The organism is Microcella alkaliphila, from assembly GCF_002355395.1.
GTDB classification, from domain to species: domain Bacteria; phylum Actinomycetota; class Actinomycetes; order Actinomycetales; family Microbacteriaceae; genus Microcella; species Microcella alkaliphila_A.
Window position 1 is genome coordinate 2,351,409 of record NZ_AP017315.1, and the last position, 17,622, is coordinate 2,369,030.

General features: G+C 67.8%; 17 protein-coding genes and 1 riboswitch. Of the genes, 10 read left to right on the forward strand and 7 right to left on the reverse strand.

Annotation, left to right across the window (positions count from 1 at the left end; translation table 11 throughout):
- Positions 1–174: 174 nt before the first annotated feature.
- Positions 175–618: a hypothetical protein gene (locus CPY97_RS11505; RefSeq protein WP_150129270.1), complete on the reverse strand. Its 444-nt coding sequence runs from the start codon at positions 616–618 to the stop codon at positions 175–177.
- A gap of 467 nt (positions 619–1,085) precedes the next feature.
- Here CPY97_RS11505 and CPY97_RS11510 point away from each other — a divergent pair, with 467 nt between their 5' ends.
- The 5 genes from CPY97_RS11510 to CPY97_RS11530 all read left to right on the forward strand — a co-directional run bounded on the left by CPY97_RS11510 (position 1,086) and on the right by CPY97_RS11530 (position 5,684).
- Complete coding sequence (locus tag CPY97_RS11510; RefSeq protein ID WP_096422874.1) at positions 1,086–2,162, forward strand: YihY/virulence factor BrkB family protein; 1,077 nt, start codon at positions 1,086–1,088, stop codon at positions 2,160–2,162.
- Between the two features lie 64 nt (positions 2,163–2,226).
- Entirely contained in the window at positions 2,227–3,069 is an 843-nt protein-coding gene (locus CPY97_RS11515) for an exodeoxyribonuclease III (RefSeq protein ID WP_173826887.1), read from the forward strand.
- 44 nt (positions 3,070–3,113) lie between these two features.
- Positions 3,114–4,118: a tryptophan--tRNA ligase gene (trpS, locus tag CPY97_RS11520; RefSeq protein ID WP_231923940.1), complete on the forward strand. Its 1,005-nt coding sequence runs from the start codon at positions 3,114–3,116 to the stop codon at positions 4,116–4,118.
- A gap of 10 nt (positions 4,119–4,128) precedes the next feature.
- A complete protein-coding gene (locus CPY97_RS11525) occupies positions 4,129–4,695 on the forward strand; it encodes a GNAT family N-acetyltransferase (RefSeq protein WP_161494126.1) in 567 nt (188 codons plus the stop codon).
- The gene (locus CPY97_RS11530) at positions 4,692–5,684 is read left to right on the forward strand and encodes an HAD family hydrolase (protein WP_231923941.1); all 993 of its coding nucleotides are present in this window, start codon (positions 4,692–4,694) and stop codon (positions 5,682–5,684) included. Before CPY97_RS11525 ends, CPY97_RS11530 begins: the two co-directional genes overlap by 4 nt.
- 260 nt (positions 5,685–5,944) lie before the next feature.
- Here the strand turns inward: CPY97_RS11530 and glpK are convergent, their stop codons facing one another.
- The 3 genes from glpK to CPY97_RS11545 form a co-directional block, all read right to left on the reverse strand.
- Entirely contained in the window at positions 5,945–7,459 is a 1,515-nt protein-coding gene (glpK, locus tag CPY97_RS11535; RefSeq protein WP_096422881.1) for a glycerol kinase GlpK, read from the reverse strand.
- 109 nt (positions 7,460–7,568) lie between these two features.
- Complete coding sequence (locus CPY97_RS11540; protein ID WP_231924097.1) at positions 7,569–8,276, reverse strand: MIP/aquaporin family protein; 708 nt, start codon at positions 8,274–8,276, stop codon at positions 7,569–7,571.
- 220 nt (positions 8,277–8,496) lie between these two features.
- Entirely contained in the window at positions 8,497–10,212 is a 1,716-nt protein-coding gene (locus CPY97_RS11545) for a glycerol-3-phosphate dehydrogenase/oxidase (protein WP_096422885.1), read from the reverse strand.
- A 134-nt stretch (positions 10,213–10,346) separates the two neighbouring features.
- Here CPY97_RS11545 and CPY97_RS11550 point away from each other — a divergent pair, with 134 nt between their 5' ends.
- The 5 genes from CPY97_RS11550 to ribH all read left to right on the forward strand — a co-directional run bounded on the left by CPY97_RS11550 (position 10,347) and on the right by ribH (position 15,006).
- Positions 10,347–11,330, forward strand: a complete 984-nt coding sequence (locus tag CPY97_RS11550; protein ID WP_096422887.1) for a sugar-binding transcriptional regulator — start codon at positions 10,347–10,349, stop codon at positions 11,328–11,330.
- Between the two features lie 37 nt (positions 11,331–11,367).
- Positions 11,368–11,510, forward strand: a riboswitch (FMN riboswitch).
- A gap of 63 nt (positions 11,511–11,573) precedes the next feature.
- Positions 11,574–12,611, forward strand: coding sequence for a bifunctional diaminohydroxyphosphoribosylaminopyrimidine deaminase/5-amino-6-(5-phosphoribosylamino)uracil reductase RibD (gene ribD, locus CPY97_RS11555; protein WP_096422889.1), 1,038 nt, complete (start codon positions 11,574–11,576; stop codon positions 12,609–12,611).
- 3 nt (positions 12,612–12,614) lie between these two features.
- Entirely contained in the window at positions 12,615–13,259 is a 645-nt protein-coding gene (locus CPY97_RS11560) for a riboflavin synthase (protein ID WP_096422891.1), read from the forward strand.
- Complete coding sequence (gene ribA / locus CPY97_RS11565) at positions 13,256–14,539, forward strand: GTP cyclohydrolase II (RefSeq protein ID WP_096422893.1); 1,284 nt, start codon at positions 13,256–13,258, stop codon at positions 14,537–14,539. Before CPY97_RS11560 ends, ribA begins: the two co-directional genes overlap by 4 nt.
- On the forward strand, positions 14,536–15,006 hold the full coding sequence (gene ribH, locus CPY97_RS11570) for a 6,7-dimethyl-8-ribityllumazine synthase (RefSeq protein ID WP_096422895.1): 471 nt from the start codon (positions 14,536–14,538) through the stop codon (positions 15,004–15,006). The genes ribA and ribH overlap by 4 nt, the downstream gene beginning before the upstream one ends.
- Positions 15,007–15,035: 29 nt before the next feature.
- Here the strand turns inward: ribH and CPY97_RS11575 are convergent, their stop codons facing one another.
- From CPY97_RS11575 to CPY97_RS11585, 3 genes are read right to left on the reverse strand one after another with little or no spacing between them, the layout of a single operon-like run.
- On the reverse strand, positions 15,036–15,836 hold the full coding sequence (locus CPY97_RS11575; protein WP_096422897.1) for an ABC transporter permease: 801 nt from the start codon (positions 15,834–15,836) through the stop codon (positions 15,036–15,038).
- Positions 15,833–16,687 carry an ABC transporter permease gene (locus CPY97_RS11580; protein ID WP_096422899.1) on the reverse strand — a complete coding sequence of 285 codons (855 nt, stop codon included), beginning with the start codon at positions 16,685–16,687 and terminating at the stop codon, positions 15,833–15,835. Before CPY97_RS11580 ends, CPY97_RS11575 begins: the two co-directional genes overlap by 4 nt.
- Positions 16,684–17,610, reverse strand: coding sequence for an ABC transporter ATP-binding protein (locus tag CPY97_RS11585; protein WP_096422901.1), 927 nt, complete (start codon positions 17,608–17,610; stop codon positions 16,684–16,686). The genes CPY97_RS11580 and CPY97_RS11585 overlap by 4 nt, the downstream gene beginning before the upstream one ends.
- Between the last annotated feature and the right edge of the window lie 12 nt (positions 17,611–17,622).

Consider the following 17,622-nt stretch of genomic DNA (forward strand, 5'->3'; position numbering starts at 1 on the left):
TCGCGCCAGACCACGGGATCGACACGGGAGGATGTGCCACCCCGCCACACATGGAGTTCGAGTCCCGACTCATGAAGCAACACGAGATTAGTGTGTCGAAGTTGCGTCGGCTTCGCCGCGCGCTGTCCACGCGTCGACGCGATGACTTCGAGCGGCACGAATGAGACGTCGTCGTTACGCCGGACCGAGCAGCGCCCTCCACCACCCGGGTGCGTAGCTCGGATTGCGCTCGGTGAACGCCCTCACGGCGTCCGCGACCTGATTCGCGGGCACTCGCTCTCCTCCATAGAGGGCGAACGCGAGAAGTTCGTCAGGGTGCACACCTTCCGTGTGGGCGACGTACGAAAACCCGCCCCCCGTTCCGCCCACCGTTGTCGCGACCTCATTACCCGCACGCGACAAATAGCCGACACCGTCAGCGGCGCGCGACGTCCACGGTTCAGGAAGGGGGGTCGATTCGAGTTCGGTGACGATCGTGCGACCGCCAGAACTCGCCTCCCCGACCGACGCATGGGATAGCGCACTGCGGCTCGTACCCACGGTCCAACTGAGCCGGAAGACGGCAAACCGAAACAGAGCGTCGATATCCGTCGTCGAGAAGGTGTCAGGCCAGGGCACCCCTGCTGGATGCCGCTCTCGCTGTTCACGAAACACCCAGCGGTCGGCCACGCGCGCGAATTCCGCGCACCAGGTGTGCGGAATCTCGATCAGCAGCCCTCCCTCACCAGCGCGAAACACCGTTTCGGGGTCCCCAAGGCGTAACCACTCGAGCCCACTAAGGGCCGCAGGCCATGTGGCTTCCACCGAAGCGTCATTCATCGCGGCAGGGTTCCCAAGACATCAATCGTCAGCGGGAGCGGTACCGCCTCAGCCCTCATGACCGTCCCCCTCGCGTTCGACTCGCGTTTTCGACTGGGCAGCAAAACAGACACGGATCCACCCTCTCGCGCAATCGCCGAGGCAACAACCGACACGTCAATGTTTGCGCGGCGAACCGGCTCGCGGGCGAACTCGCCACACGCATCGCTCTGCGTTCGCGCTGAGAACCCGCCCGCGGCCCGCCCGTCACTCGTTAGGGTCGAGGGATGCGCGACGAACGACACGACGCCGCTCACGACAGCGAACCCGACTCCGAAACGGCCGGTGGCCTCAAGGAAAAGGTCATGCCGGTCGTTGAGAAGGTGAAGGGCTCGCGGGCGCTGCGAGCGTTTCAGCGCTACCTGTCGACCTCCGGCCCGGTCCTCGCGTCAGGGCTCGCGTATCAGGCGCTGTTCGCCGTGTTCGCGGGGCTCTGGGTCGGATTCGCCATCCTCGGCACCGTCATCTCGCGCAACTTCGGACTGCGCAACAGCGTCATCGCGGTGATCTCCGACTCGGTGCCGGGTCTCATCGATGACGGCAGCGGCAACGGAGCGATCGACCCGGAGGTACTGCTCAACGCCCAGGTCTTCGGGCTGACCGGGGCGATCGCCTTGATCGGTTTGCTGGTGACGGCGCTCGGGTTCCTGAATGCTGCGCGCGGGGCCACTCGCCAGCTGTTCGACCTGCCGCCGGCGCCCGAGAACTTCCTCAAGGCGCGACTGCGCGACCTGGGGCTGGCCGCGGGGTTCGGCGTGTTGATCATCGTCTCGGCTGTCTTGAGTGTTGTGGGCACGCAGGCGACCGATTTTCTCCTCGACCTCGTCGGCATCGACGACTCGACTCTCGCCCGTGTACTCGGGCGCATCGTGACCCTGAGCATCATGTTCGCTGTCGACGCGGTCGCGCTGGCGGCCCTCTTCCGCATCCTGAGTGAGGTGCGCATCCCGTGGCGGCACCTGCGCCAAGGGGTGATCATCGGCGCTGCGGGCCTCGGCGCGCTCAAGATCGCCGGTGGACTATTGCTGGGCGGAGCGTCGTCGAACCCGCTGATCGCGTCCTTCGCCGTGATTCTCGGCCTGCTGATTTGGTTCAACTTCGTGTGTCAGGTGATCCTCATCACAGGAGCGTGGATCGCCACCAGCGTCAAGGACGACGACATCATTCTCGACGAGGCGGTGTTCGCCGCGCGCCTCGAGGCGGCCCGCGCGCTCGTCCGCGAGCACGGCATGGGAGACGACGAAGACGAGGATGCTCGCGGCGGCATATTCGCGCGACTAAGGCGCCGCCTCTCGCGCCGCTAGACCCCCGCGCCTGCGCCTCACCCCGCGCGGCGCCCTGTCAGTGGTCGCTCCTAGGATGGCGGGTATGCCCCGCATTCGCATCGCCAGCGTCAACGTCAACGGTGTTCGCGCCGCCTACCGCAAAGGCATGGGCGACTGGCTTGCGGCAGCCGATGTCGACGTGCTCGCCCTGCAGGAGGTGCGTGCCGAGACCACCGACCTCGTACCGCTGCTCGGTGACGGGTGGCACGTGCTGCACGACGCGGCCACCGCCAAGGGGCGCGCGGGCGTCGCGATCGCGACCCGCGAGCCGGTCGACGTGCACCGCATCGAGCTGGGCCCACCCGACTTCGACTCGGCGGGGCGCTGGCTCGAAGCGGACGTCGAAGTGGGCGGAACGTCGGTGACGGTCGTCAGCTGCTACGTGCACTCGGGCGAAGCCGACACCCCCAAGCAGGAAGAGAAGTGGCGCTTCCTCGACGCCATGGAGGAGCGCCTGCCGCAGCTCGCCGCGCACTCCGAGTACGCCGTCGTCGTCGGTGACCTCAACGTCGGGCACCGCGAGCTCGACATCAAGAACTGGCGGGGCAACCGCAAGAAAGCGGGCTTCCTGCCGCGCGAGCGCAGCTACTTCGACCGCTTCCTGGCACCCGCGGGCGAAACGATCGAGTGCGTCGACGGCACCAGCGGCACCGGCCTCGGCTGGGTCGACGTTGGGCGGCAGTGGGCCGGCGAGGTCGACGGGCCGTACACCTGGTGGTCGAACCGTGGCCAAGCGTTCGACAACGACACCGGCTGGCGCATTGACTACCACCTCGCGACCCCCGCTCTCGCGGCGACCGTCAGCGCGTACCGCGTCGACCGGGCGCCCTCGTACGACACGCGGTGGAGCGACCACGCTCCCGTCGTCGTCGACTACGAGCTGTAAGCGCGTAGGCCGACACCGAGCATCCCAATGACAGAATCGAGACCATGAGTCTTCCGCGCCTGTTTTCCGGCATGCAGCCGTCCGCGTCCAGCCTGCACTTGGGCAACTACGCCGGGGCGCTGCTGCAGTGGCGCGAGATGCAGGCCACCCACGACGCCGTCTTCTGCGTCGTCGACCTGCACGCCATCACGGTGCCGCAAGACCCGGCCGAGCTGCGCGAGCGCACCCGCCGCACCGCGGCACAGTACATCGCCGCGGGCATCGACCCGGAACACTCGACGCTTTTCGTGCAGTCGCATGTGCGGGCGCACGCCGAGCTCGCCTGGGTGCTGAACACCATCACGGGCTTCGGCGAGGCGTCGCGCATGACGCAGTTCAAGGACAAGTCGGCTCGCGGTGGCGTGGATGCCGCGTCGGTCGGCCTGTTCACGTACCCGATCCTGCAGGCGGCCGACATCCTGCTGTACGACGCCGCGGTCGTGCCCGTCGGCGAAGACCAGCGTCAGCACATCGAATTGACGCGCGACCTCGCGGGGCGGTTCAACACGCGGTTCGGCGACACGCTCGTCGTGCCCGAGGTGCGCATCCTGAAAGAGACGGCGAAGATCTACGACCTGCAGAACCCGGGGTCGAAGATGTCGAAGTCGGGCGAGAGCCCCGCGGGCATCCTGTGGCTGATGGACGACGACAAGGCGCTCACGAAGAAGATCAAGTCGGCCGTCACCGACTCGGAGGGCGTCGTGCGCTACGACGCCGCGTCGAAGCCGGGGGTGTCGAACCTCCTGTCCATCCTCGCGATCGTCACGGGTCGCACCGTGGCCGACGTCGAGGGCGACTTCGACGGGCTGCAGTACGGCGCGCTCAAGGGCGCCGTCGCCGAGGCGGTCGTCGAGGCGTTCCGACCTATCCGCGAGCGCACGCTCGAGCTGCTCGACGACCCGGCCGAGCTGGACCGGCTGCTCGCGATTAACGCCGCCCGGGCGGAAGAGATCGCCGACGCGACGCTGCGACGCGTGTACGACGCGGTCGGCTTCCTGCCGCGCGGGTAAGGGCGCGATCGTGGAAGCGGTCACGCTGACGACCGAGCGGTTGGTGCTCTCGGCACCGCGAGCATCCGACGTAGATGCTGTGTTCGCGGCGTGCAGCGACTCCGAGCTGCAGCGTTTCGTGCCCGTACCCGTGCCGTATGAGCGCGAGCACGCCGAAGGTTTCGTGCTCGGCATGGTTCCTGCGTGGTGGCGCGACGACGTCGAGTACGTCTTCGGCATTCGCGAGACGGCGGATGCGCCGCTCATCGGCGTGGTCAGCTGGCAGCGCGCCGCCGGCTTCGTCGGTTACTGGCTGGATGCCGCCCACCGCGGGCGCGGCGTCATGACGGAGGCCCTGCAGGCGCTCGTCGACTGGGTATTCACGCACGACGTCGACGAACTGCGGTGGGAGGCGTCGGCCGGAAACGTGGGGTCGGCTGTTGTCGCGCAGCGGGCTGGTTTTCGGTGGGAGGGCGTGGCACCGATCTCGGCCGTTCGGCCCGGCGAAGACCCCACGGGGTGGCACGCAGTGCTGCGGCGGGCAGATTACCGGACGGTGCAGCCGCGCGAGGCGTGGCCCGTGTTGAGCGGCGCGTGAGCGCGGACGAGGAGGTCGGCGCGGCTCACGCAGTTACTGCCGCGGACGGAAGCGTGGGCGGCAGTGGGGGTGATGCCGGCAGGCCGATCTCGGTCGTGCTGTTCGACCTCGACGACACGCTGATGGCGCACAGCGCGGCAGTCGACCACGCCATCGATCAGGCACAGCGCGGTGCCGGGGCGCTGGCGGCATCGGGTGCGGCGGGCGCCGACGCCGGTGGCTTCGTCGCGTTCGCGGCCGACGACCCGAGCGCCGTTCGAGCCCGGTGGCGCGAACTCGAAGATCACCACTACGCGCGGTACCTGAGCGGGGAGCTCGACTTCCTTGGCCAGCGCATCTGGCGGGCGCGCGAGCTGCTCAGCCCGTACGGCGTCACCCTCGACGATGAGGCGGCGCTGCGCTGGTTTGCCGAGTATGTGCGCGGCTACGAGGACGGCTGGGCCCTCTACGACGACGCGTTGCCCGCACTCGACGCCATTGAGCGCGCCGTTCCCGGCGTGCGGTTCGGCATCATCACGAACGGCGACCTCACCATCCAGACCGGCAAACTGCACCGCATCGCCCTGTGGGACCGACTCGACCTCACACCGCTGCGCGCCGACGGCTCCATCGATGAGCCCGAACGCTCGGGGCGCCTCGTCACCTCGGGAGAGCTCGGCGTCGCGAAGCCCGACCCAGCCATCTTTGTGGCGGCAGCCGCCGCGTTCGGGGTGAGCGCAGCATCCTGCCTGTACGTCGGCGATCGACTCGCGACCGACGCGATCGGCGCGCAGAACGCCGGGATGCGCGGGGTGTGGCTCGCACGCCCCGACCGCAACCTGACGTCGGCCGCCGCTGACTCCCTCGTCGCCGGTGCGCTCAGCGTCGGGGCCGACCCGCACGCTGCGCGCGCGACGCCGCCAGGTACTGCGGTGCCGAATGACGCCACCGTTCCCGCGGGAGTGACCCGCATCGCTTCGCTCGCCGAGCTACCCGCCCTGCTCGCCTGACCAAGGGGGGCCGCGGCGCGACCCCCGTCGAGCCGGGTTGCGCAGATCGTGCGGGTTTGCGCACGCACGAACTGCGCGAACCCGCACGAGTTCAAACAGAAACCGCACGAGTTGAGGGAGAACCCGCACGAGTTCGCGCAGAACCCGCACGAGTTCGGGCAGAAACGGCAGCGGGCGAGGTGCCGAAGCACCCCGCCCGCCGGGCCTCGCAGCTACCACCACTGCGAGGGGATGTGACGTGCCAGCGTCACGTGTGACGACTAGTTGACGTCGTCGTCGACCCAGTCGAAGGTCTTGGTCACGGCCTTCTTCCAGTTGCGCAACTGGCGGTCGCGCTCGGCGTCGTCCATGTTGGGCGTCCAGCGCGAGTCCTCCTGCCAGTTCTGGCGCAGCTCGTCGAGCGAACCCCAGACGCCGGTGGCGAGTCCGGCAGCGTATGCCGCACCGAGCGCGGTCGTCTCGGCGACGACGGGACGCACGACGGGAACGCCGAGGATGTCGGCCTGGAACTGCATGAGCGTGTTGTTCGCGATCATGCCTCCGTCGACCTTCAGCTCGGTGAGGTCGACGCCGGAGTCGGCGTTGACCGCGTCGAGCACCTCGCGGGTTTGGAAGGCCGTGGCCTCGAGCACCGCGCGAGCGATGTGACCCTTGTTGACGTAGCGCGTGAGGCCGACGAGGGCACCGCGCGCATCCGACCGCCAGTAGGGGGCGAACAGACCCGAGAACGCCGGCACGAAGTACGCGCCGCCGTTGTCGTCGACCGTCTTGGCGAGCTCCTCGATCTCGGGAGCGTCCTTGATGATCCCCAGGTTGTCGCGCACCCACTGCACGAGCGAACCGGTCACCGCGATGGCTCCTTCCAGCGCGTAGTGCGGCTTCTCGTCGCCGAGCTTGTAGCCGAGGGTGGTGAGCAGCCCGTTCTTCGAGTGGACGATCTCCTCGCCCGTGTTGAAGATCAGGAAGTTACCCGTGCCGTAGGTGTTCTTCGACTCGCCCGGATCGAACGCCGCCTGACCGAAGGTGGCCGCCTGCTGGTCGCCGAGGATGCCCGCGACGGGAACCTCGCGCAGGAGCGACGACGAGTGCACGTGGCCGTACACCTCGGACGAGGACCGGATCTCGGGCAGCATCGACGCCGGAACGTCGAATGCCTCGAGGATCGAGTGGTCCCACGAGAGCGTCTCGAGGTCCATGAACATGGTGCGCGACGCGTTGGTGACATCCGTCGCGTGCACGCCACCGTCGGTGCCACCGGTCAGGTTCCAGAGCACCCAGGTGTCGGTCGTGCCGAACATCAGGTCGCCGGCGTCGGCCTTCGCGCGGGCGCCATCGACGTTCTCGAGGATCCAGACGATCTTCGTACCCGAGAAGTAGGTCGCGAGCGGCAGGCCCACGGACTTCTTGAAGCGCTCGACGCCGCCGTCGGCTGCCAGGCGGTCGACGATCGGCTGCGTGCGGGTGTCCTGCCACACGATCGCGTTGTAGACGGGCTCACCGGTGTTGCGGTCCCACACGACAGCGGTCTCGCGCTGGTTGGTGATGCCGACCGCGGCGATCTCGTGACGGGTCAGGTTCGCCTTCGACAGCGCCGACCCGATGACCTCACGGGTGTTGTTCCAGATTTCTTTCGGGTCGTGCTCGACCCAACCGGCCTTCGGGAAGATCTGCTCGTGCTCCATCTGGCCGACCGAGACGATCGAGCCCTTCTTGTCGAAGATGATGGCGCGAGTCGACGTGGTTCCCTGGTCGATTGCGAGTACGTACTCAGCCATAACTGTTCACTCCTTTGTTGACGTTCTTCATGGCGGGTGACCGACGACGCGTCGGTCCGATGGGGGACGGGCGCGCATCCCCCTGGCGGTCGGATGCGCGCCCTGGCTGTTACAGGACGGGCAGCAGCGCCGTCGCGGCGACACCGGCGATGGCGCCACCGATGAGCGGGCCGACGACCGGCACCCACGAGTAGCTCCAGTCGCTCGACCCCTTGCCCTTGATGGGCAAGAGCGCGTGGGCGATGCGGGGGCCGAGGTCACGTGCTGGGTTGATGGCGTATCCCGTGGGACCACCGAGGGACGCACCGATACCGACAACGAGCAGGGCGACGGGTAGGGCGCCGAGCGCGGCGAGGCCTGCCGGGTCACCGGCACGGCCGAAGCCGAGCACCACAAACACCAGGACAAAGGTGCCGACGATCTCGGTGAAGGTGTTCCAGCCGTAGCTGCGGATCGCCGGGCCGGTCGAGAACACGGCGAGCTTGGTTCCCGCGTCGGGCTCCTCGTCGAAGTGCTTCTTGTAGGCAAGGAAGACGAGCACGGCGCCGACAAAAGCACCGATCAATTGGCCTGCCCAGTAGAGCAGAACGGACCCGATCGTCACCGGAACTCCGAGCGCGAACTCGGTGGCACCGCTGGTCACGATTCCCAGGGTCACCGCCGGGTTGATGTGCGCACCCGAGACAAGTGAGACTGTCACACCGGCGAAGACCGCGAGGCCCCAGCCGAAGTTGATCATCAGGAAGCCGCCGCCGAAGCCTTTGTTCTTGGCGAGTACGACGTTCGCGACGACACCACCACCGAGTAGCAGCAGCATTGCCGTACCGATGATCTCTGACACGAAAATTGTTAAGAGATTGTCCACGTTGACCTGTCCTCATCGTGTGTTGGGGGTGAACCTCTCCAGACCCTGTCCGTCTGGCGAGGGTGCGGGTGTCAGTTCCTCCTGACGCACCGCCCCGCTGCTGCGCCGGCGCAGCCTCGGGAGATCGGGGGATGCTCGCGACGCTTCGCGAGCATCCGGTTGCGGAATGCGCTCATGTCGTGCTCGCCGTCTCGACCGACGTGTGCACTCCGTGCACGTCGGCGAGGTAGTCAGCGGCGGACGCGATCTGATCGCGCCGCTCGTCGGCACTCCAGCCGAGCACCTCGCCCGCGATGTCGGCGAGCTCTTCGAGTACCTCACCGGTGACCGCTCCGACGAACGCCATCGACGTGCGGCGCAGGACGATGTCGGTGAGCCGCACGACCTGCTCGGTCTCGACGAGGTGGGCGATCTCGGCGCGGGTGTACTCGGGGGCCGAGGCGAGCGGGGTGTCGTCGGCGGTCGCGAAGCTCGCGATCATCGCCTCGGCGCTCGTGCCGTAGCGGTCGAGCAGCGTTGCCGCACGCTCACGACCGATGACCGCGCCGTGCTGGGCAAGCCACGCCTCACGTTCGTCGTCGGTGGTTGGGTAGCCGACGGCACCCCCGATGAGCCGACCGTCGGTCGACACGACCCTGTCAACGCCGAGCACGTCGAGCACCTGGTTCGAGAGCTGCTCGCCGAGCGCGCGGAACGTGGTCCACTTGCCGCCGACGAGACTCAGCACCGGGGTTCCGTGGAGCTCGCCTTTTTCGACGCGGTAGTCGCGCGAGATCTGTCCGGTCGAGTCGGCGTCCTGGCGGGGAAGGGGGCGCACGCCCGAAAAACGGAAGACGATCTGTGAGCGGTCGACGTCGATGGTGGGGAACACGTGGTTCACGAGGTCGAAGAAGTAGTCGACTTCCTCTTCCGTGCAGCGAATCGGCTCATTCATGTCGTGCGCGAGGTCGGTGGTACCAAGCAGTACACGGCCCTTGAGCGGATAGATCAAGACGATGCGACCATCGGTGAATTCGAAGAAAATCTCGCGGCCGTTGCAGGCCTCCAGCAGCTCGGGGTGGTCGAGCACGATGTGCGAGCCCTTTGTTCCGCCCATGTACGCGCTGTCGTTGCCGAGCGCCTTGTTCGTGAGGTCCGTCCACGGCCCCGAGGCGTTGACGACGAGGGTCGCCTTCAGGTCGAACTCGTCGCCGGTCGCGACGTCGCGCAGGCGAACGCCGTCGCCCGTCATGGCCACAGCCTCGACGTAGTTGGCGGCGCGAGCGTTGTCGCCTGCTGCGAGGCCGTCGTTGAGCACGTCGAGGGCGAGCCGCTCGGGGTCGTGCATGGACGCGTCGTAGTAGGTGGCCGTGTACTTGACGTCGTCGCGCAACTTCGGCAGCAACTCTTTCGACGCCTTCGCTCCGCGGAACTGGTGGCGCGGCACGCGCCCGCCGTCGCGGGAGAACGTGTCGTATATCGTGAGGCCCGCCTTGATGAGAACGGCGCCGCGCTCCTTCTTGGCCCCGCCCTTCCAGCCGAGGAACCGGAACGGCGCAGACAGCACGCCCGAGAAGGTCGAGAAGATCGGAATCGTCGTGGGAAGTGGACGCACGTAGTGCGGTGCGAGCCGCAACAGCGCGTTGCGCTCATGCACCGACTCTTGAACGAGGCGGAACTCGCCGTTCTCGAGATAGCGGATACCGCCGTGGATCATGTGCGAGGAAGCAGCAGAGGCGCCCGATACGTAGTCATCCCGCTCGACGAGCACCACATTGATCCCCTGCAACGCCAGGTCGCGGAAGGTCGCGATTCCGTTGATCCCTCCCCCAATGATGAGGACATCGGCGCTGGGCTGCTCGCGCAGGGCGGCAACTGCTGCTCGGGGGGACGACGACGGCGTCGGCATGCGGATCGACCTCGAATCTGCGTTTGTGGCGGCGGTGGGGCACGCGCCTTGCATCAATCGTCACGAGAGCACAGACTCGATACCAACCCATCTGCACAAACGTGCAACTGAGAGGTAACTGAGTGAACACCACCATGGGGCCGAGCGCACGGGCACGTGCCGCCGTGCGGGCCGCTCACCTGTACTACCTGCAGGACTGGACGATGGATGCCATCGCAATCGATCTGGGCACCTCACGATCGTCGGTTTCCCGCCTACTTTCGTATGCGCGGGAGGTGGGACTCGTCGACATTCGCGTCCGCTCGCTCGCCGAAGTAACCGCTCGCGACGAGGATCAACTCGGTAGACGGTTCGGTGTCACTGCACGCGTCGTGTCGATGCCGTCTAGTGTCACTGGCGCTGACCGTCAAGAGACGGTTGCCGCCTACGCTGCACGTTTTCTCAGCACGGTTTTCGACTCCAACATGGCCCTGGGGGTCGCGTGGGGGTCCACGATGGGTGCCATCAGCCGTCACATCGTGCCGAAAGAGACCCACAACAGCGACATCGTGCAGCTGAACGGGGCCGGGAATCCGCACACGACGGGCATCGACTACGCGAGCGAAATCCTGCGTCGATTCTCGGAGGCGTACTCGGCCAGGCTTCAGCAGTTTCCCGTTCCGGCCTTCTTCGATTCGGCGGCAACGCGGGAGGCGTTGTGGCGCGAGCGCTCGACCAAACGGGTGCTCGAGATGCAGTCTCACCTCGACATTGCCCTATTCGGTATCGGCTCGCCATTCGCCAACATCCCCAGCCACGTCTACATCGGCGGATACCTCGATGAGGCGGACTACCGACTGCTCGAGAAGCAGGGTGTCATCGGCGACGTCGCGACGGTGTTCTTTCGGCCAGACGGCTCGTCGGACAACATCGACCTCAATCGCCGTGCGACCGGGCCCGACTTCGACACTCTGCGACGCGTGCCCCGGCGCATCTGCGTGATCGCTGACGCCTCCAAGCTGCCGGCCCTGCACGGCGCGCTGCGGGCGGGGCTGATCACCGACCTCATTGTCGACGACGGGAGCGCGAAAGAACTGCTCGAGAGGCCCGACGAGTTCCCAGCCACCGTCCGGGAATAACCCAGGGCTAACGCTGTTGACTAGGCTGATACGTAAGAACGTGCTCCGGGGTAGGTGTAATTCCTAGCCGGCGGTGAGAGTCCGCGACCCGGCACCGCGCATCCATTTGGGCGTGAGGTGGCGGTTGAGCCGGTGAAATTCCGGCACCGACGGTGACAGTCCGGATGGGAGGAGCGCGCGTGCAGCAGGCGAGCCTGCCTGCGCTCGCGACCCCGGACGCGCCCGACACACGAAGGCCCCGGGATGACCGACACCGCGCACCGCGCCAGCGACACCGCCATCGAGGCGGCAATGCGACGCGCGCTCGCGATTGCGGCCCACGGCCCCGCCGTCGGCGTCAACCCTCAGGTCGGCTGCGTTCTGCTGGATGCACGCGGCGAGCAGGTCGCGGAAGGTTGGCATCGCGGCGCGGGCACCCCGCACGCCGAGGTCGACGCCCTCTCGCGCGTCACCGACGCGACGGGCCTCACCGCCGTCGTGACGCTGGAGCCGTGCAATCACACGGGCCGCACCGGACCGTGCGCCCAGGCGCTCATCGATGCCGGCGTCGCCCGGGTCGTGTACGCGATCGCCGACCCCGGTGAGGTGGCGGGCGGCGGCGCCGAGCGCCTCCGCGCGGCCGGCGTCGACGTGACGGGCGGCGTACTGGCCGACGAGGCCGAAGAGTTCTTGCGCCCCTGGCTCACGAGCGTTCGGCTGGGTCGCCCGTTCGTTACCGTGAAGTGGGGCTCGACCCTCGACGGTCGCGCCGCCGCCGCCGACGGCACCAGCCAGTGGATCACCGGCGCCGCCTCCCGCCAGCGCGTGCACGAGCAGCGCGCCGCCCACGACGCGATCGCGGTCGGCACCGGCACGGTGCTCGCCGACGACCCGAGCCTCACTGCCCGCGGCGACGGCGGAGAGCTCCTGCCCGCACAGCCGATCCCGGTTGTGTTCGGCGAGCGCCCCGTACCCGAAGGCGCACGCCTGCGGACGCATCCGGCCGGGCTCATCGAGCTAGGCCACCGCGACCTTCCTCGGGCTCTCGACGAACTGCAGGCGCGCGGCATCCGCCGCCTGTACGTCGAGGGCGGCCCGACGCTCGCGAGCGCCTTCATCCAGGCAGGGCTCGCCGACGAGTACCTCGTGTACCTCGCACCGATGCTGCTCGGCGGGCCGAAGACGGCGATCGGCGACCTCGGAATCGGGACGATCCGCGACGCGCGCCACCTGAGCATCCACCGAATCGAGACCCTGGGCGACGACATCCTCGTTGTGGCCCGCCCCGCGAAGGAGCAGTAACCCATGTTCACGGGAATCATCGAAGAACTGGGCGAGATCGTCGCGCTCACCCACGGCGACGACGGCTCGGCCCGCATCACCGTGCGCGGCCCGCTGGCCGTCAGCGACGCGAAGAGCGGCGACTCGATCAGCGTGTCGGGCGTGTGCCTCACCGCCGTCGAGCTCGACCCCGAACACTTCAGCGCCGACGTCATGGGCCAGACGCTCGCGATGTCGAACCCCGACCAGTGGGCCGTCGGCCGCACCGTCAACCTCGAGCGCGCCGCCGCCGTCGGCGACCGCCTCGGCGGACACATCGTGCAGGGTCACATCGACGGCACGAGTCGCGTCATCGACGTGCGCGACGAGGGCAGCTGGCGGGTGCTGCACTTCAGCCTTGACGCCGCCCACGCCCCCCTCGTCGTCGACAAGGGGTCGATTGCGATCGACGGCATCTCGCTCACCGTGAGCGCCGCCGGCGACGACTGGTTCGAGGTCTCGCTGATTCCCGAGACCCTGACGCGCACCACTCTCGGGGCTCGCCAGGTCGGCGACCTCGTGAACATCGAAACGGACATCCTCGCCCGGCACGTCGCGCGTCTCGCGCGGTTCGGGTTAGGCGAGAGCGTCGGCGACCGCGCCAGCGTGAACGGAAGGAGCGGCGCATGAGCATCGCGAGCATCCCCCAGGCCCTTGCCGAGCTGCGCGCGGGGCGCCCCGTCCTCGTCGCCGACGACGAGAGTCGCGAAAACGAGGGCGACGTCATCATCTCGGCCGAGCTCGCGACGCCCGAGTGGATCGCGTGGACGATTCGGAACACCAGCGGCTTCCTGTGCGCCCCGATGACCAACGCGATCGCCGACCGACTCGAGCTGCCGCTCATGGTCGAGCGCAACGAAGACTCGCTGCGCACCGCGTACACCGTCACGGTGGATGCGGCGAGCGGCATCACGACCGGCATTAGCGCGCGCGACCGCGCCCACACGCTGCGCGTTCTCGCGAACGCGGAGGCGACGCCGGCCAGCGTGATTCGCCCCGGGCACATCCTGCCGCTGCGCGCCGTCGACGGCGGCGTTCGTCAGCGCCCCGGACACACCGAAGCGGCCGTTGAACTGATGCGCCTGGCCGGCCTCAGCGAGGTCGCCGCGATCGGCGAGCTCGTCAGCGACGACGGCGACATGATGCGCCTTCCCGAGATGATCGCGTTCGGCCGGGCCGAGGGCGTCGTCGTCATCACCATCGCCGACCTCATCGACTACCTCAATTCGGGCGCCACCGGCGACGACGTCGAGGACGTCACGCCGATCGACGAGGGCAGCTCCGTGCGGTTCGAGGTCGCGACGACCGTGCCCACCAACCACGGTCCGTTCTCGATGCGCGCCTACCGCGACCGGAAAACCGGCGCCGACCACGTCGCCATCGTCTCCGGCATGCCCCGCGACGACATGGTCGTGCGCGTGCACTCGGAGTGCCTCACCGGCGAAGCCTTCGGCTCGCTGAAGTGCGAGTGCGGCCCCCAGCTCGACGCCGCGCTGGATGTCATCCACCGCCAAGGCGGCGCCGTGTTGTACATGCGCGGCCACGAGGGGCGCGGCATCGGCCTCATCAACAAGCTGAAGGCGTACCGCCTGCAGGAAGACGGCTACGACACCCTCGACGCCAACCTCGCCCTCGGCCTGCCCGCCGACGCCCGCGACTACCAGGCGGCCAGCGACATGCTGCGCGACCTCGGCGTGACGAAGGTGCGGCTGCTGTCGAACAACCCCGAGAAGATGCGCCAGCTCACCCAGTACGGCATCGAGGTCACCGGCCTTGTGCCGCTCGTCGTCGGCGTCGGCACCGACAACGAGGGCTACCTCAACGCCAAGCGCGACCGCATGGGCCACCAGCTGCCCGACTCGATCACCTCCGCCCCCGTTTTCACCACCCTGGAAGGACGCACCGCATGAGCGGCCACGGAAGCCCTACCCTCTCCATCGACGGCACCGGCCTTACGGTCGCGATCGTCGCCGGCCTCTGGCACACCGAGATCAGCGACGGTCTGATCGCCGGCGCGCGCCGCGCCCTGGAGGCGTCGGGCGCGACGATTGTCGAGTACCGGGTTCCCGGCTCGTTCGAGCTGCCGGTCGCCGCGAAGGCGGCACTTGACGCGGGCGCGGATGCTGTGGTCGCCCTCGGCGTGATCGTTCGCGGTGGTACTCCCCACTTCGAGTACGTGTCGGCCGCCGCGACCGATGGGCTCACGCGGGTCGCGCTCGACACCGGCAAGCCGGTCGGATTCGGCGTGCTGACCCTCGACAACGAAGAGCAGGGCATCGACCGCGCCGGACTTCCCGGCTCGAAGGAAGACAAGGGCGCAGAGGCGGCCGAAGCCGCCCTCGCGACGGCCCGGCTGCTGCACGGCATCCGCGCATAACCCGCCCACGGGCGGGATGCGCGCCCCGGCTACTTCAGGAACAGGGCGCGAAGGCGGCGGGTCGTCACGAGGATCCCGATGCCGATCATGAGGCCGAAGTAGCCGAGGTGCACCCACACCATGGCGTCGAGCGACCCCGTGGTGAATCCGCGGATCAGCTCAACGCCGTGCCAGAGCGGCAGCGCCTGGATGATCCACTGGATCGCCTGGGGGTAGACGCTGATCGGGTAGAACGTCGCCGAGAACAGGAACATCGGTAGCATCACAAAGTTGACCCAGTCCATCTGCTGGAAGGTCTTCAGGTAGCTCGTGATCGCCATGCCGAGGCTCGCGAAGCCAAACGCGATGATCAACACGGCGGGCAAGGCGAGGATCGCCGTCCACGAGAGGTTCAGCCCGAGCACCTGCATGATGATCATGAAGCCGGAGGCGTAGAGGGCTCCGCGCAGAAGCGCGAGCATGATCTCGCCGAGCGCGACATCGAGCGGCCCGAGCGTCGTGGTGAGCATGCCCTGGTAGAGCTTCGCGTAGTGCAACTTGAAGAAGACGTTCCACGTGGAGTCGTACACGGCGCCGTTCATGGCCGAGACGGCCAGCAGGGCCGGCGCGATGAACGCGGCGTACGGAACCTCGGCACCCGTCGAGGTCTGAACCGTGCCGACGATCGCTCCGAAGCCGATGCCGAGAGACAGCAGGTAGAACACGGGCTCGAAGAAACCCGAGACGATGATGAGCCAGTTGTTGCTCTTGGTCGCCAAGAGCCCGCGCGCGACGACGGCACGGGTGTTGCCCGCGTAGAGCCCGCGGGTGCGGCCTGCGAGTGCGGTCATCCGGCGAGCCTCCTCGTCACCGTGCGGCTGGTCGACCAGAGCCCGATCACGACGATCGAGACGAGGTAGCCGATGTGCACGGCGATCAGCCACGGCGCGATGTCGTGGCCGTAGGCGGCGAGACGACCCAGCTCGACTCCGTGCCAGAGCGGCGACACCCAACCGATCGGCTGCAGGTAGATCGGCAGCTGCTCGAGCGGAAAGAAGGTGCCAGAGAAGAGGAACATCGGGGTGAACCCGAAGCGCATGACCATCGCGAGTTGTCCGCGTTCATCCTTCAGCGTCGCCGAGTACGACGAGATCAGCAGGCCGATCGCCATGCCAGTGAGCACGGCGATGGGGACGGTGAGAATGCCCCACACGCTCGGAACCGCCCCGAAGGCGAGGATGACCGCGTAGTACACCGCGACGGCGAACGTCATGCGCAGCGCGATGAAGAGCATGATGCCCTGCACGATCTGGTTTCCCTGAATCGGAGAGGCGTTCATCCCGTGGAAGATGGGGTTCCACTTGAAGCCGGCGACGATCGGGTACGTCGTCTCGTTCGCGGCCACCGTCATGGCGGCGGCGCAGAGCAGCGCGGGGGCGACGAACTCGAGGTAGCTGACGCCACCGATGCCCTCCGGCACCAGGCTCGCGAGCCCCACCCCGAGCGCGAACAGGTAGACGATCGGGTTGCCGAGGCTCGTCAGGATCGCCGAGCTCGCGTACCCGCGCAACGCCCGGATGCGGTGCTCGACGATGTACAGGGCGCCGTATTTTCGGGGCGCAACGCCCGCGGCGAGCGCGCGCCGTGCATCCTCATTGTCCGGCCCGGATGCACGGGCCGATTCGGGAACGGTCGCCGTCATTCGATGAGGCTCCGCCCGGTGAGGCGCAGGAAGACATCCTCCAGCGAGGACCGGCGCACGAGCGACGTGATGGGGTGCAGCCCGAGCTTGGTGATCTTCTCGAGCTCGGCCTCGCCGTTGTCGCTGTAGATCAGCAGTCGATCGGGCAGCACCTCGATGCGCTCGCCGATGCCGGCGACCCGCTCGGCGGCCTCGGAGTTCTTGTCGCTGCCGAACCGCACCTCGAGCACTTCGCGGCTCGAGTACTCGCGGATCAGCGATGCCGGCGAGCCTTCGGCCATGATCTGACCCTTGTCGACGACGACGAGGCGGTCGCAGAGCTGCTCGGCCTCGTCCATGTAGTGGGTGGTGAGCACGAGAGTCGTGCCGCGCTCTTTCAGCCGGAACAGCCGGTCCCAGAGGATGTGCCTCGCCTGCGGATCGAGGCCGGTCGTGGGCTCGTCGAGCAGCAGGATGCGCGGGTCGTTGATGAGGGCACGGGCGATCGTGAGGCGCCGCTTCATACCGCCGGACAGCTCGTCCACCTTCGCCGCCTTGCGATCGGAGAGCTGTGCGAACTCGAGCAGCTCGTCGGCGCGCTCGGCGATCTGCGTGCGGGGCAGGCCGAAGTAGCGGCCGTAGACGAGGAGGTTGTCACGCACGCGCAGGTCAAGGTCAAGGTTGTCCTGCTGGGGCACGACGCCGAGCTGCGATCGGATGTCGGGGCCGTGGAGGTTCGGGTCGAGGCCCAGGATCGACAGCTCACCGGAGGTGCGCGTCGACACCGCACCGATCATGCGCATCGTCGTCGACTTGCCGGCACCGTTCGGGCCCAGGAGCCCGAACGACTCACCGGGCGCAACGTCGAAGTCGATGCCGGCGACGGCGGTGAAGTCGTCGTACTTCTTGACGAGTGACGAGGCGGTGATGACGGGCGCTGGCACGAGAGTTGAGCA